Origin of the sequence: Klebsiella sp. GW_Kp181, from assembly GCF_040062315.1 — a bacterium.
GTDB lineage: Bacteria > Pseudomonadota > Gammaproteobacteria > Enterobacterales > Enterobacteriaceae > Klebsiella > Klebsiella oxytoca.
Genome location: NZ_JBEAFR010000086.1, coordinates 1 through 15486 on the forward strand (window position 1 = coordinate 1; position 15486 = coordinate 15486).

The following is a 15486-nucleotide window of genomic DNA, read 5'->3' on the forward strand; positions in this document are numbered from 1 at the left end:
TAACCTCCAGCCCGGACAGATGCGCAGCATCGCCTCCGGGAATGTCTGCCACGTTTTGCACGTTTCTCCCGGGGGCGGCGCAACGCGCCTTGCCCGGGCTACGAGACCGCAGATGGCTGGTAACCTGTAGCCCGGACAGATGCGCAGCATCGCCTCCGGGGAACGCGCCGCTCCTCTGCTAAATCAGGCCTGCAGATAGACCACCTGGGTTTGCAGATACTCATTCAGGCCGTGACGCCCGTCGGCGCCGCCAATCCCTGATTTACGCCATCCGGCATGGAAACCCTGCATCGCCTCAAAGTTCTCGCGGTTAATATAGGTTTCACCAAACTTCAGCCCCTTAATCGCCTTCATCGCGACGTTTAAATCGCGGGTATAGATTGATGACGTCAGCCCGTAATCGCTGTCGTTGGCCATCGCCAGCGCCTCTTCCAGGGTATCAAACGCCACGACCGGCAGTACCGGACCGAACGTCTCTTCATGAACGATATCCATCTCCTGGCGCACGTCCAGCAGCAGCGTCGGCGGATAGAAATAGCCTTTACCCTCCACCGCTTTCCCACCCAGAGCGATACGTGCGCCCTGAGCCACCGCTTTCGCTACCTTCTGCTCAACCCGCTCCAGCGCTGCGGCATTGATCAACGGCCCCATGGCAATATCGTCGCGCGCTGCCGGATCGCCAAACTGCACCGCTTTCAGCGCTTCGCCCAAACGGTTAACGAAGCGATCGTATAGCCCTTTTTGCACATACACGCGCTCAACGCAGTTACACACCTGCCCGCTATTAATCACGCGAGAATCGACCACCGCTTTTACCGCCAGCTCAAGATCCGCATCATCCATCACGATAGCCGGCGCTTTCCCGCCCAGCTCCAGGCATACTTTGGTGATGTTTTTCGCCGCCGCGGCCATGATCTTCTCCCCTGCGGTGACGCTGCCGGTCATGCTGACCATCGCGACCTTTGGATTGCCGGCTAGCTCCTGACCCACGGTTTCGCCGCGGCCCAGCACCAGATTAAAGACCCCTTTCGGCAGGCCGATATCATGAACGATTTGCGCAAAAGCGATGGCGTTATTCGGCGTAAACTCACTCGGTTTAATTACGATGGTATTGCCGGTAATCAGCGCTGGCGCCAGCTTGCGGGCAATCAGGAAGAACGGGAAATTCCACGGCAGGATGCCTGTGGTCACGCCCAGCGCGCGTTTGAATACCAGAATGTTTTCTCCCGGGCGGTCGCTTTGCACAATTTCGCCCTCATAACGACGCGCCCATTCGGCCATATAATCCAGGTAATCCGCGGTAAAGGAGACCTCTACCGCCGCCAGCTGCTGGATCTTCCCGCCTTCGGCGACAATCAGCGCGGCGATCTCGTCGGCCCGTTCGCGGATACCGGCAGCGATTTTACGCAGCCACCCCGCTCGCTCGATCGCAGGTAAGGCTTCCCAGCCCGGCTGAGCGCGCTCAGCAGCGAGAATCGCGCGCTGCGCATCTTCCGCGCTGCCGTCAGGAATACGCGATATGAGCGCTTCCGTGGCCGGATTGATCACCTCAATCCATGCATCACCGCGGCCGGCTTCAAACTGACCGTCAATATACATAGGGTGTTGAACGGGTGCTGTCATGGTCTGCTCCTCAGGATTATTGTTTTTAACAGGTGAAATAGATGTTAAAAATTATCGTCCAAAGGGCAAAGAGACAGGCCGGACGTTTGTTTTTGTGAGATATTTCATAAAAACAGACCAAGCCGGCGCTGAAAAAATCACAATTCAGTAACACTACCTGCCCGTTTGCGATATCGCCAACGCAAACGGGCAATGCGGCGGATACGTCCGGACCATCCCTGCGCTTGCCAAATACAGCGGCTGACTGACAGCGTTAAGGCTAATAGCTAAGCCAGCTGGCGCGCGCTCAATGTATCGGACAGCAGACGGTCCTTGCGCAGCGTCTGCCACGCTTCAGTAATCTGCGGCGGAATATCCACATGAGCGATAAATCCCTTACCCAACGGGCCATAACCCTGCGGATTGTCCGCCAGCCGAGGCGGCTCGCCGAGGATCAGCGCCAGATAGCGTTCCACCGGCCACAGGCCGCTGCTATCGCCGCTAAAGGTGACGCCGTTATCGCCATTGCACAACACCGGCGAACACCCCGGCGCGCTGTACCACATCGGCACATGCGCTGCGTCTTGCCAGACGCGGGCAAAGGTCGCCATCGTTCGCCGCTGCATGGTCGGGTCCTGGATCACCACGCCCGTTCGGTGCGTAATACCTCTCTGTTCCAGCATTTGCCGGGTAAAACGCGCATTTTCTCCACAGTTGGTGGAGCGGTCTTCCACGACAATGTATTCGCGAGGAATAGCCCAGAACCGGTGGGCAATATCGGCCAGAATGTGCGCCTCGGCGCGATCGGCTACCGGGATGGTGCAATAGCGCGGATCGTTCAACACCGCGTGGTATAAAAACGAAGTGGAATGTCCGATACCACCGCTGATCAGTAGCGGAACGGCGTGATGCGCCGCCAGCTGGCAGGCGAAATCAATGGTTGGGATCACCGCATTGCCCGCCAGCACCACGACATCGATTGATGGCTGCTGCGGCAAATCATGCTGCGCCAGCCAGGCCCCCAGCCGGTTCGCCGCGGCTAGCGTCGCCTCCGGCAGCGATGGAAAATGCTCCGACATGTTCTCTCCTTTGCGCCAATGTCACCCTTCACGGGATTGTGGACACCATGATAAACCGGAGCCGCCTTTAAGGGTTAATAAAGCCTGAGCGGTAACAAGATTGAAATAACAAGAAACGTCCAAAAACAGAACGGTTGCACCTCAATAACTCACCACCATACGCCCGATTTTTAGCGAATAAGTTCAAATAAACGGCTAAATAACGGCGCGATTCGCCGGTAAAAATGGCAAAAACGGCTCCCTGACGCGGCGACCAGACTTGCCAAATGCAACATACAACCCTAGCTTCCTTAACAATTAAATAACCTCATCGCTCGCCAGGTTGCACCTGAAAATCATCAGGTGTCACCGGGTTGTGATGACTCTGGGGGAGTAGCTAAAAGATGACCTTGCACGAGAGCAGCACCACATCAATTCTCAAGAAAAACAAAAAGGTGCTCATTGCCAGCCTCACCGGCAGCGCCATTGAATGGTTCGATTATTTCCTTTACGGTACGGCGGCGGCGCTGGTATTCAACAAGATTTTCTTTCCGATGGTCGATCCGGTCATCGGTTTAATCCTCTCCTGGCTCTCGTTCTCGTTGACCTTTTTCATTCGCCCGATTGGCGGGGTGGTCTTCGCACATATTGGCGACCGAATCGGGCGTAAGAAAACGCTGGTCCTGACGCTCTCCCTGATGGGCGGCGCAACGGTCGCCATCGGTCTGCTTCCCACCTATGAGATGATCGGTTTATGGGCGCCAGCGCTGCTGATAACCTTACGTATCGTTCAGGGAATGGGCATCGGCGGCGAATGGGGTGGTGCGCTATTGCTGGCCTACGAATACGCACCGGAAAAGCGCAAAGGTTTTTTCGGCAGCATTCCGCAGGCGGGCGTGACCATTGGCATGCTGATGGCCACTTTTATCGTCTCGCTAATGACCCTTTTCAGCGAAGAGCAGTTTCTCTCCTGGGGCTGGCGCATCCCTTTCCTGCTCAGCTCGGTGCTGGTTCTTATTGGTCTGTGGATCCGCAAAGATATTGATGAAACGCCGGAATTTAAACAGGTGAAGCAGTCAGGCCAGGTAGCAAAGGCGCCGCTGCGCGATACGCTCAAGTATCACTGGCGCGAAGTGTTAATTGCTGCGGGCCTCAAAGTAGTGGAAACCGCGCCATTCTATATTTTTTCGACTTTCGTGGTCAGCTATGCCACCACCACGCTGAGCTATCAAAAATCCCAGGCGCTTGAAGCCGTCACCCTCGGTGCGCTGGTTGCTACGGTTATGATCCCGCTGATGGGACTGCTTTCAGACAGAATCGGACGCCAGAAAATGTACACTCTCAGCGTGGTGCTGCTTGGATTGTTTATCGTACCGTGGTTTCTGCTGTTGGATACCCGCAGCACGTGGGGCATTGCGCTCGCCACGGTGATCGCCTTCGGTATTCTGTGGGCACCGGTTACCGCGGTATTGGGGACGCTCTGCTCCGAGATCTTCAGCGCTAACGTTCGCTACACCGGCATCACCCTTGGCTACCAGCTTGGCGCCGCGCTCGCCGGGGGTACCGCTCCGCTGATCGCCACCGGACTGCTGGCAAAATATGACGGTGACTGGATACCGGTCGCATTGTATCTGGCGGGAACGGTGGTGATTTCACTTATCGCGATTTTCTGCGCCAGCCGCTTAAAGCAGGCTCCCGGCGCTGTCGCCACCAGGAGCGAGATGTTATAAAGCCATTCGCTGCCGGCAACCCATTCGCCCTGCCGGCAGCAGCCGAAGGATGCTCACTGCAATGCAACAAAGTCAACACACAAATATAGCGTTTTGTTCACTTTTTGAAGGAAGTCAAGATTCTGATAAATAGGGATAAAGGGCCCAAACTACGGCTTTAATGCACAAAGATGCATATTCATCCGTAGTCGACGCTGTTTTGCGTTTTTTTATTCACAAAAACTTCAACCCCACCGATAACGGCAGCATATTCTGCATTTTTGCCAAATACCGTCCCATTAAATTGGTGATAACATTCTCGTTACAGATTTTATGGCTGTATCTTTCCACGGTTAACAAAATAATTATCACTGCAAAACAGGACTCTTATGGAAAAGTTATCTTACGCTTCTGAAAGTAGTACATCTCCATGGACCACCTACCTGCGTCAAATCGATCGCGTCGCCCCCTACCTCGGCGATCTGGCCTACTGGATCGAAACGCTGCGCCATCCGAAACGCGCGCTGATCGTTGATATCCCGGTACAAATGGACGACGGAACCATTCGCCACTTCGAAGGCTACCGCGTCCAGCACAACCTCTCACGCGGTCCGGGTAAAGGCGGCGTGCGTTACCATCCGGATGTGGACCTGAATGAAGTCATGGCCCTCTCAGCCTGGATGACCATCAAGTGTGCGGCAGTCAATATTCCCTACGGCGGCGCCAAAGGCGGTATCCGCGTCGATCCGTTCTCTTTATCAGAAGGTGAACTGGAACGTCTGACCCGTCGCTACACCAGCGAGATCGGCATTATTATCGGGCCGCAAAAAGATATTCCGGCGCCGGACGTCGGCACCAACGGTAAAGTGATGGCCTGGATGATGGACACCTATTCGATGAACCACGGCACCACTATCACCGGCGTGGTCACCGGTAAACCGATTCATCTCGGCGGTTCGCTGGGCCGCGAAAAGGCCACGGGACGCGGCGTCTTCGTCACTGGTCGCGAAGTGGCCCGCCGCAGCGGTATCGAAATCGAAGGCGCGAAGGTCGCGCTGCAAGGGTTTGGTAACGTAGGCAGTGAAGCGGCCCGCCTGTTCGCTGGCGTCGGTGCGCGCATTGTGGTCATTCAGGACCATACCGCCACGCTGTATAACGAAGGCGGTATCGATATGGCCGCGCTGACCGCCTGGCAGGCCGAGAACAAGCAAATTGCCGGCTTCCCGGGCGCCCGCGAAATTGACAAAGAAACGTTCTGGACGACGCCGATGGATATTCTGATCCCGGCGGCGCTGGAAGGTCAGATTACGCGCGAGCGCGCGGAAACCCTCAGCTGCAAACTGGTGCTTGAAGGCGCTAACGGCCCGACCTATCCGGAAGCGGACGACGTGCTGGCCGAACGCGGCATCGTGGTGGTGCCGGACGTCATTTGTAATGCTGGCGGCGTCACCGTGAGCTACTTTGAATGGGTGCAGGATATGGCCAGCTTCTTCTGGAGCGAAGAAGAGATCAACGCCAAAATGGACCGCATTATGACCGATGCGATCGTTCACGTTTACGATAAAGCGGTGGAAAAAGCGTGCTCTTTACGTACTGCCGCCTATATCGTGGCCTGTGAGCGAATTCTGATGGCGCGTAAAGATCGCGGTATTTATCCGGGATAATCCCCCTTCTCAGCCCGGTTAAAGCCGGGCTGAGACCAGAACTCTCCTTCCTCCCTCCCAAAGCTTCTTCCACAATAAACGCACATACCGTTAACCTGTTTTTATCAATCGGACTTGAATTCTCGTTTTTGCCAGACATAAAATCATTAGAGCTCTAACGATATTGCAGACCGAACTATGGATAACCGACAGCTAAATTTCTCCCATCTTTTGTATTTGACCGCCCATCATTGGCGGCTGGCGGTCAACCGTCGCCTCAAAGACCTCGGCATGAGCCAGGCCAGCTGGGTCGCCGTTTCCGCTATCGCGCGCAACGCGCAGCCGCTATCGCAAAGCGAGCTGGCCCAGGAGCTGGGCGTCGAAAGCGCGACCCTCGTCCCGTTGCTTAATCGGCTGGTGGATTTGGGGCTGGTTGAGCGGGTGAAAACCGAACGCGACAAACGTAAACGGCTGCTGATCGCCACCGCTAAAGGCCTTGAGGTGTATCAGCAGGTAAAAACGGTAGCCGATGAACTGCGTGAGGAGATCCTCACCGCTATCACGCCCGACGAACAGCAGCAGACTCAGCGCGTGCTGGAGAAACTGCTGCGCGAGGTAGAGAAAAAATAATGCCTCGCCGTAAAGATAACCCCTATGTGCCCCACGACTGGGCTCCGCACGAAAAACCGGCGATCCTCGGCTCGCCTTCCACCCCGATTCACAGCACGCCCAGGCGCATTGCCTACGGGATCGTTGGACTGCTGGTCTGCCTGACCGGCGCGCTGGGCAACGCGGTGGTCACCGCTAACCTGCAACTGTTGCAGGGAACCTTTGCCGCCTGGTCCACCGAGATAGCCTGGCTTCCGGCGGTCTACGTGATGACGAACGTCTCCATCAACCTGCTGCTGGTAAAATTCCGTCAGCAGTATGGCCTGCGCGCCTTCACCGAAGGCTTTCTCGTCCTCTATGTGCTGGTGACCTTCTTTCACCTGTTCGTCAACGACCTTAGCTCCGCGCTGATGGTACGCGCCGCCCACGGGATGGTCGCTGCGGCGCTGAGCTCGTTAGGCATTTACTATCAGGTGCAGGCCTGGCCCGCCCGCCATCGGCTAAAAGCGTTGACTATCGGTATTACCGGCTCATCGCTGGCGATCCCGCTGGCGCGCCTGTTTTCCACCGAACTGCTGCAAATTGACGAGTGGCGCGGACTGTACTTCTTTGAACTGGGGCTGGCGCTGGTATCGCTGGCCTGCGTGATCGCCCTGAAGCTTCCCCCAAGCGATCGTAAAAAAGTTTTTGAGAAGAAAGACTTTATCACCTTCTTCCTGCTGGCGCCGGGAATGGCGCTGGTTACCGCGGTGCTGTCGCTGGGGCGTCTGGACTGGTGGTTTGAAGCGCCGTGGATCGGCTGGGCGCTGGCGGGAGCGGTGGTGCTCATCGTCTCCGCGATTGCCTTTGAACATAACCGCAGCAACCCGTTACTCAATATTAAATGGCTCTCCAGCGGCAGCATTCTGCGCCTCGGGCTGATTATGCTGCTGATCCGCATCGTGCTGGCGGAGCAAAATACCGGGGTCATCGGCTGGCTGCAGTACGTCGGCCTGCAGAATGAACAGATGACCAATCTGGCGTGGTCGATTTTCGCCGGCATCATCTGCGGCATCGTCGCCAGCTGTCTGACGCTCAACCCGCAGCGTCTCTACTGGCCCACCGCTACGGCGCTGGCGCTGATCATGATTGCCTCGCTGCTCGACAGCCAGTCGACCATCCTGACCCGCCCGGAACAGCTAATGTTCAGCCAGTTCCTGCTGGGCTTCGGCAGCGCCTTTTTCCTTGCTCCGGCAATGCTGGCAGGGATTGGCGGCGTGATTGCCGACCAGCGCAATCTGGTAAGCTTCTCGGTACTGTTCGGCATGAGTCAGAATATCGGCGGTCTGCTGGGGTCGGCCATTCTCGGCACCTTTCAGACATGGCGGGAGAAGTTTCACTCCAGCCAGCTCGCCGACCAGTTGACCACCCTCAATCCGCTGATTACTGAACGTTTGCAGCAGTACAGCCAAATGTATCAAAGCCAGATTGGCGACAGCACCCTGCTCAACGTTCAGGCCACCACGCTGCTACAAAACGCCGCCACGCTGCAGGCCAATATTCTCGCTTACAATGATACCTATCTGCTGACGGCGGCGATTTCAGCCGCCACGCTGGTGTGGGTTTTCTGGCGCTTAATAAGATTACGTATTACCGCCCGCGTTGCGTTAAAGCGCGCGACGGGAAGCAAATAAAATTTTTACTCTGGAGTCATTATGAGTCAGCAGGATGCGGCCAAACAACAGGCCAACACCCGTAATAATATTCGCGTGGTCTCTATTTTTACCGCCGCGGCAATTGGTATTGTCGGCGTTCTGGTTATTCTTTACGCCTGGCAGCTGCCGCCGTTTACCCGGCAAAGCCAGTTTACCGATAACGCCTACGTTCGCGGGCAAACCACGTTTATCAGCCCGCAGGTCAACGGCTATATTACCGAGGTCAAGGTTCAGGATTTTAATCAGGTGAAAGCCGGCGATGTGCTGTTTCAGATCGACGATCGCATCTATAAACAGCGCGTACATCAGGCGGAAGCCACGCTGGCGATGAAAGAGGCGGCGCTCAAGAACAATCTGCAGCAGCGCAAAAGCGCCGAGGCGGTCATCGTACGTAACGAAGCGGCGCTGCAAAACGCCCGCGCGCAAAGTCTGAAAACCCAGGCGGATTTAAAACGCGTTCAGGAGCTGACCGCCGACGGTTCGCTCTCGATCCGCGAACGCGATTCCGCCCGCGCCAGCGCGGCGCAGGGGACTGCGGATATCGAGCAGGCCAAAGCGACGCTGGAAATGTCGCGCCAGGATCTGCAATCGACAATTGTTAATCGGGATTCGCTGCTGGCCGACGTCGCCAGTGCGAGGGCCGCGCTGGAACTGGCGCAGATCGACCTCCAGAATACCCGCATTATCGCCCCCGCCGATGGTCAGCTGGGGCAAATATCAGTGCGCCTTGGCGCCTACGTGACCGCCGGGACGCATTTGACCTCGCTGGTACCGCCACAGCACTGGCTGATCGCTAACCTCAAAGAGACGCAGCTGGCGGAGGTCCGCGTCGGGCAGCCGGTAACCTTTACCGTTGATGCGCTGAACAGCGAGAAATTCACCGGTACGGTGCAGAGCATCTCCCCGGCCACCGGGGTTGAGTTCAGCGCCATTTCGCCGGACAACGCCACCGGCAACTTCGTCAAAATTGCCCAGCGCATTCCGGTACGCATCGCCGTGGATGAGGGGCAGAAAAACAGCCAGCGCCTGCGGCCGGGGATGTCGGTGCAGGTCACCATCGACACCCGCGGGGAGGAGACACGATGATTCGTCCGCTCACCCTCGCCGTTATTCTTGCGCTGGTTGGCTGCCAGTCAGCTGATATCCCACAGGCCGCGCCGACGCTGCATATTCCCGCCGCCTGGCGCGCGGATATCGGCCCCACCAGCCCGGTCGAGGGCGTGTGGTGGCGCAATTTTCACGACAGTACGCTTAATCAATACGTCGACCAGGCGCTACGCTACAACAGCGACGTGCTGATTGCCCGCGAACGGTTCAACGAGTACCAGGCGCGGGTCTACGCCGCCGACAGCAGCCTCTTTCCTTCACTAGACGCCGGACTGACCGGTACACGCGCGCGGTCGCAGTCGGCCGCCACCGGTCTGCCGATCCACAGTACGGTGTATAAAGGCGCGCTAACCGCCAGCTACGATGTTGATATCTGGGGCGCTAACCGCAGCGCAGCCAGCGCGGCGGAGGCCAGTCTGGCTGCGCAAAAAGCCGCCGCCGCGGCGGCGAACCTGACCGTCGCCTCTTCGGTGGCGACAGGCTACGTCACTCTGCTCTCACTGGATGAACAGCTGCGGGTAACGCAACAAACGCTCAAAGCGCGGGAAGATGCCTTTAATCTGGCGAAACGTCAGTTCGAGACCGGCTATACATCGCGCCTCGAACTGATGCAGGCGGATTCCGAACTGCGCTCGACGCGGGCGCAAATTCCGTCGCTGCAACACCAAATCGCCCAGCAGGAAAACGCGCTCAGCCTGCTGCTCGGCGCTAATCCTGGGGCCGTTAAGCGCAACGCCTTTGCCCAGCTGACGCCGCTGTCGCTACCGTCCCAGTTGCCGTCAACCCTGCTCAATCGCCGCCCGGATATCGTTCAGGCTCAGCGTCAGCTGGTGGCCGCCGACGCCACGCTGGCGTCATCGCAGGCGCAGCTGCTGCCGTCCATCAACCTTACCGCCACCGGCAGCATGCAGGATCGCACTCTGCCCGACCTGCTGGATAATCCGCTACGCTTATGGAGCCTTGGCGGCAGCATCCTGGCGCCGCTGCTCAACCGCCAGGCGCTGAATGCCCAGGTAGACGTGTCGATGGCCCAGCACAATCAGGCGTTGTATAGCTACGAAAAAACGGTGCGCGGCGCGTTTAAGGAGGTCAATGACAGCCTTGATGCTATTGGCCGCTACGGGGAGCAGCTGACGGAGCTGCAGGCCCAGGAGGACGTAGCCCGGGAGACGCTGCTCATTGCCCAAAACCGTTATCGCAACGGCTACTCATCCTATCTTGACGTCCTGGACGCCCAGCGTACGCTGTTTTCCACCCAGCTCAGCGTGGTGCAGGTGAAAAACAATCTGTTGCTGGCGCAAGTCGATTTGTACCGGTCGCTGGGAGGCGGCTGGTCTGATTCATCAGGGATGTAATACGGGAAATCTGACATGCAACAACAGTGGTCGGCAGTAGATAATTATCTGGTGGAAGCGTTAATCCCCAACGATCCCTTGCTCAACCAGGTTCTGGAAAATAACCAGCACGCCGGGCTTCCGGCCATCGATGTTGCCGCCAATCAGGGGCAGTTTCTGGCCCTGCTGGTGCGCATGACGGGCGCCAGACGCATCCTCGAGATTGGCACGCTCGGCGGCTACAGCACCATCTGGATGGCCCGGGAATTGCCTGCGGATGGCGAATTAGTCACTCTGGAGGCCGATGCGCACCATGCCGCCGTGGCGCGCGAGAACCTGCGCATGGCGGGCGTGGATAAGCTCGTTGAGGTGCGGGAAGGCCCGGCGCTGGCCACGCTGGAGAAGCTGGGCGACCATCCGCCGTTTGATCTGATCTTTATCGATGCGGATAAGCCGAATAACCCAAACTATCTGCGCTGGGCTTTGCGCTACTCTCGCCCGGGGACGCTGATCATTGGCGATAACGTGGTGCGCGACGGCGAAGTGACCGATCCGCATAGCGCAGATGACCGCGTTCAGGGCGTCAGGGAGTTTATTGCGATGATGGGCAGCGACCCGCGCCTGACGGTAACGGCCCTGCAAACCGTGGGCAGCAAAGGTTGGGACGGGTTCACCCTCGCGTGGGTGAACGCCTGACGCCAACAGCTTTCCCCGGCAGCCTGCGCCACCGGGGAATGCAGCGGCTCAGGCCGTAATCTGCTCCATTGCCTGCAGCACCCGCTTGTCGGAAATCGGATAAGGCGTGCCGAGCTGCTGGGCGAACAGGCTGACGCGCAGCTCTTCAATCATCCAGCGAATCTCCTGCACGTCCTCATCCTGGCGACGATTGGGCGGTAGCTTATTCAGCCACTGCTGCCACGCCTGCTGCACGCTCTCCACCTTCAGCATCTGCACGCGGTCGCGGTGCGGGTCGATCGCCATTTTCTCCAGCCGTTTTTCAATCGCCTGCAGATAGCGCAGCGTATCGCCCAGGCGGCGGAAGCCGTTGCCGGTGACGAAGCCGCGATACACCAGCCCACTCATCTGCGATTTAATATCCGACAGCCCCAGCGCCATGGTCATATCGACGCGACCTTTCAGGCGTTTATTGATGTTGAACACCGCGGTCAGGATCTGCTCAACCTGTTTGGCGATTTCCACCACCGTCTCGTTGAGCTCAGCGCGCACTTTTTCATGCAGCGCGGCAAAGCCCTCCTCGCTCCACACCGGGCCACCCGCTTCATCGATCAGCTTATCGACGCCGCAGGAGATACAGTCATCGATCAGATCCAGCACCTTGCCGTAGGGGTTGAAATAGAGCCCCAGCTTGGCTTTATTCGGCAGCTTCTCATGCAGATATTTAATCGGCGATGGGATATTCAACAGCAGCAGGCGGCGCAGGCCGCGCCACATCTCCTGCTGCTGCTCGAGCGGATTATCAAACAGCTTGATGGCCACGCTGTCGCGTTCGTCCACCAGCGCCGGCCAGGCCTTAACTTTATAGTTGCCGCGCTTCTGCTCGTAGCTCTCCGGCAGGCGGCCAAAGCTCCAGATATGTAGCCCGCTCTGCTCGATACCGTCATCGGCGACTGCGGACAGCGTCTCCTGTACCTTGCCTTTCAGGGCATCTTTCAGATCCTGCAGCGAGCGCCCTTCCTGGAGCTTCTTGTTTTTGTCGTCCACCACCCGGAAAGTGATTTTCAGGTGATCGGGCACCTGATCCCACTGCCAGGCCTCGCGGTCAATAGTCACGCCGGTCATCCGCCGCAGTTCGCGCTCAAGGGAATCCAGCAGCGGCAGCTCCAGCGGCGTCGCGCGGCCGAGAAACGCTTCCGCGTAGTTTGGCGCCGGGACAAAATTGCGGCGCACCGGCTTCGGCAGCGATTTAATCAGGGCGATAATCAGCTCCCGGCGCAGACCGGGGATCTGCCACTCAAACCCGGCCTCTTCCACCTGGTTGAGCAGCGGCAGCGGAATATGCACCGTCACGCCGTCGGCATCTGCGCCCGGCTCGAACTGATAGGTCAAACGCAGCTTCAGATTGCCCTGGTGCCAGAAGTTCGGATAGTCCAGCTTACTGACCTGCTCCGCGCCTTCTTTAATCAGCATACTTTTTTCAAAGTTAAGCAGATCCGGCGTCTCGCGACTGGCCTGTTTCCACCATTTATCGAAGTGGCGCGCGGAGATGACGTCATGGCTGATGCGCTGGTCGTAGAACTCAAACAGCGTTTCGTCGTCGACAAGAATGTCGCGGCGGCGCGACTTATGCTCCAGCTCTTCAATCTCGTTGCGCAGCTTCAGGTTGTCACGGAAGAAGGCGTGGCGGGTCTGCCAGTCGCCCTCCACCAGCGCATGGCGGATAAACAGTTCGCGGCACAGCGCCGGGTCAATCTGGCTGTAGTTGACCTTACGGGCCGCGACGATAGGCAGACCGTAAACGGTGACCTTCTCCGTCGCCATCACCGCGCCCTGCGCGCGCTCCCAGTGCGGTTCGCTGTAAGAACGTTTGAGCAAGTGCTGAGCGACCGGCTCGACCCATTCCGGCTCTATGCGTGCGGCGATACGCCCCCACAGGCGGCTGGTTTCCACCAGCTCGGCGACCATCGTCCATTTCGGCGGCTTTTTAAACAGCCCGGAGCCGGGGAAGATAGAGAAGCGAGCGTTGCGCGCGCCGGTGTATTCCTGCTTATCGGTATCTTTCATACCAATGTGCGACAGCAAACCGGTCAGCAGCGCGGTGTGAATTTCGCGATACTCTGCCGGTTCGCTATTCACCGGCAGGCCGAGCTCTTTAACGACCTGACGCAGCTGAGTGTAGATATCCTGCCACTCGCGCACGCGCAGGTAGTTGAGAAAATCGACCCGACACTGGCGGCGGAACTGGTTCGAGGAGAGCGCTTTTTGCTGCTCGCCCAGGTAGTTCCACAGGTTGACGAACGCCATGAAGTCGGACTCTTTATCGTGGAAGCGGCGATGCTTCTCATCGGAAGCCTGCTGCTTATCCATTGGCCGCTCGCGCGGGTCCTGAATAGAGAGCGCCGAGGTGATAATCATCGCCTCGCGCACGCAGCCGTGTTTTTGCGCCTCCAGCACCATTCGCGCCAGACGCGGGTCCACCGGCAGCTGGCTGAGCTGGCGCCCCATCGGCGTCAGCTTATAGGCGGTCTGCTGTTCGTCAGTGGTAATCGCCCCCAGCTCTTCCAGCAGACGCACGCCGTCCTGAATATTGCGTTTATCCGGCGCTTCAACGAACGGGAAAGCGGCAATATCGCCGAGTCCGAGCGCGGTCATTTGCAGGATAACCGACGCCAGGTTGGTGCGCAGAATCTCCGGATCGGTAAATTCCGGGCGCGACAGGAAGTCGTCTTCTGAATAAAGGCGAATGCAGATCCCGTCAGATACGCGGCCGCAGCGGCCTTTACGCTGGTTGGCCGACGCCTGAGAAACCGGCTCAATAGGCAGACGCTGCACTTTGGTCCGGAAGCTGTAGCGGCTGATGCGCGCGGTACCGGGGTCGATAACGTACTTAATGCCCGGTACGGTCAGCGAGGTTTCCGCGACGTTGGTCGCCAGCACAATTCGCCGCCCGTTATGGGCCTGGAACACGCGGTTCTGTTCGCTATTGGAGAGCCGCGCATACAGCGGCAGCACCTCGGTGTGGCGCAGATTCAGCTTGTTAAGCGCATCGGCGGTATCGCGAATTTCCCGCTCGCCGCTCATAAAAATGAGGATATCGCCAGCGCTTTCACGTCCCAGCTCGTCAACGGCGTCAAAGATCGCCTGCAGCTGATCGCGCTCGGTGTCATCGGCGTCCTCAACGATGGGCCGATAGCGCACCTCAACCGGGAAGGTTCGTCCGGACACTTCGATAATCGGCGCGTTGTTAAAGTGGCGCGAGAAGCGTTCCGGGTCGATGGTCGCTGAGGTAATGATGATTTTCAGATCCGGGCGACGCGGCAGCAGTTCCCGCAAATAGCCGAGCAGGAAGTCGATATTCAGGCTGCGTTCGTGCGCTTCATCGATGATGATGGTGTCGTACTGCATCAGTAGCCGATCCTGCTGGATTTCCGCCAGCAGAATACCGTCGGTCATCAGCTTAACCATCGTATTGTCGCTGACGTGATCGCTGAAGCGAACTTTGTAACCGATGCAGCCGCCTGGTTCCGTTTGCAGCTCCTCAGCAATACGGTTGGCAACGGTACGCGCGGCCAGACGACGCGGCTGGGTATGGCCGATTAAGCCTTTAACGCCGCGTCCCAGCTCCATGCAAATTTTCGGCAACTGGGTGGTTTTCCCCGACCCGGTTTCCCCCGCCACAATCACCACCTGGTGATCGCGCACGGCTTCGAGGATCGCTTGTTTTTTCTGGCTAACCGGCAGGTTATCCGGATAGGAAATCGCTGGCCGCGCGGCTTCGCGCAGCAGGACTCTCCCTGCCGCCTGTTCAATTTCTTGCGCCATCTCCTGCAGAATGGCCTGTTGGGCATCAGGATTTTTAACCTTCTTCACGCCGTGCAGGCGACGGGCTAAGCGCGACTTATCGCGCAGCATCAGGCCATCCAGCTGCGTAAAGAGCTGTGAGAAGGTGAATTTTTGTTGTTCTGTCATAGCGTTATCGGGCAGTGCACTGCCGGGAAAAATCTCTTATGAAATATTGCGCTAGAGTACCACATCCGCGCATTTCGTGCCTT

10 protein-coding genes are annotated in these 15486 nt (G+C 58.0%); 7 read left to right on the forward strand and 3 right to left on the reverse strand.

Translation table 11 applies throughout. The features are described 5' to 3' along the window. Positions 1-183: 183 nt before the first annotated feature. Together aldA and ABLV11_RS25880 are read right to left on the reverse strand one after the other, a co-directional pair. Positions 184-1623, reverse strand: a complete 1440-nt coding sequence (aldA, locus tag ABLV11_RS25875; RefSeq protein WP_004101721.1) for an aldehyde dehydrogenase — start codon at positions 1621-1623, stop codon at positions 184-186. A 266-nt stretch (positions 1624-1889) separates the two neighbouring features. After that, the gene (locus tag ABLV11_RS25880) at positions 1890-2681 is read right to left on the reverse strand and encodes a YdcF family protein (RefSeq protein ID WP_126489070.1); all 792 of its coding nucleotides are present in this window, start codon (positions 2679-2681) and stop codon (positions 1890-1892) included. Positions 2682-3064: 383 nt separating this feature from the next. Between ABLV11_RS25880 and ABLV11_RS25885 the strand changes: the two genes are divergently transcribed. The 7 genes from ABLV11_RS25885 to ABLV11_RS25915 all read left to right on the forward strand — a co-directional run bounded on the left by ABLV11_RS25885 (position 3065) and on the right by ABLV11_RS25915 (position 11452). Beyond that, positions 3065-4390 (forward strand): MFS transporter, encoded by a 1326-nt coding sequence (locus ABLV11_RS25885; protein ID WP_126489069.1) that lies wholly within the window; start codon positions 3065-3067, stop codon positions 4388-4390. Between the two features lie 368 nt (positions 4391-4758). After that, positions 4759-6033, forward strand: a complete 1275-nt coding sequence (locus ABLV11_RS25890) for a Glu/Leu/Phe/Val dehydrogenase (protein ID WP_064351524.1) — start codon at positions 4759-4761, stop codon at positions 6031-6033. 177 nt (positions 6034-6210) lie between these two features. Next, entirely contained in the window at positions 6211-6642 is a 432-nt protein-coding gene (locus tag ABLV11_RS25895; RefSeq protein ID WP_004101713.1) for a MarR family transcriptional regulator, read from the forward strand. After that, positions 6642-8294, forward strand: a complete 1653-nt coding sequence (locus ABLV11_RS25900) for an MFS transporter (RefSeq protein ID WP_004112699.1) — start codon at positions 6642-6644, stop codon at positions 8292-8294. The genes ABLV11_RS25895 and ABLV11_RS25900 overlap by 1 nt, the downstream gene beginning before the upstream one ends. A 21-nt stretch (positions 8295-8315) precedes the next feature. Then, on the forward strand, positions 8316-9401 hold the full coding sequence (locus tag ABLV11_RS25905; protein WP_004101709.1) for an HlyD family secretion protein: 1086 nt from the start codon (positions 8316-8318) through the stop codon (positions 9399-9401). Next, the gene (locus ABLV11_RS25910) at positions 9398-10777 is read left to right on the forward strand and encodes an efflux transporter outer membrane subunit (RefSeq protein WP_348856006.1); all 1380 of its coding nucleotides are present in this window, start codon (positions 9398-9400) and stop codon (positions 10775-10777) included. Before ABLV11_RS25905 ends, ABLV11_RS25910 begins: the two co-directional genes overlap by 4 nt. Before the next feature lie 15 nt (positions 10778-10792). Next, complete coding sequence (locus ABLV11_RS25915; protein ID WP_126489067.1) at positions 10793-11452, forward strand: O-methyltransferase; 660 nt, start codon at positions 10793-10795, stop codon at positions 11450-11452. Positions 11453-11500: 48 nt separating this feature from the next. Here the strand turns inward: ABLV11_RS25915 and hrpA are convergent, their stop codons facing one another. Beyond that, positions 11501-15403: an ATP-dependent RNA helicase HrpA gene (gene hrpA, locus ABLV11_RS25920; protein ID WP_126489066.1), complete on the reverse strand. Its 3903-nt coding sequence runs from the start codon at positions 15401-15403 to the stop codon at positions 11501-11503. Positions 15404-15486 lie beyond the last annotated feature (83 nt).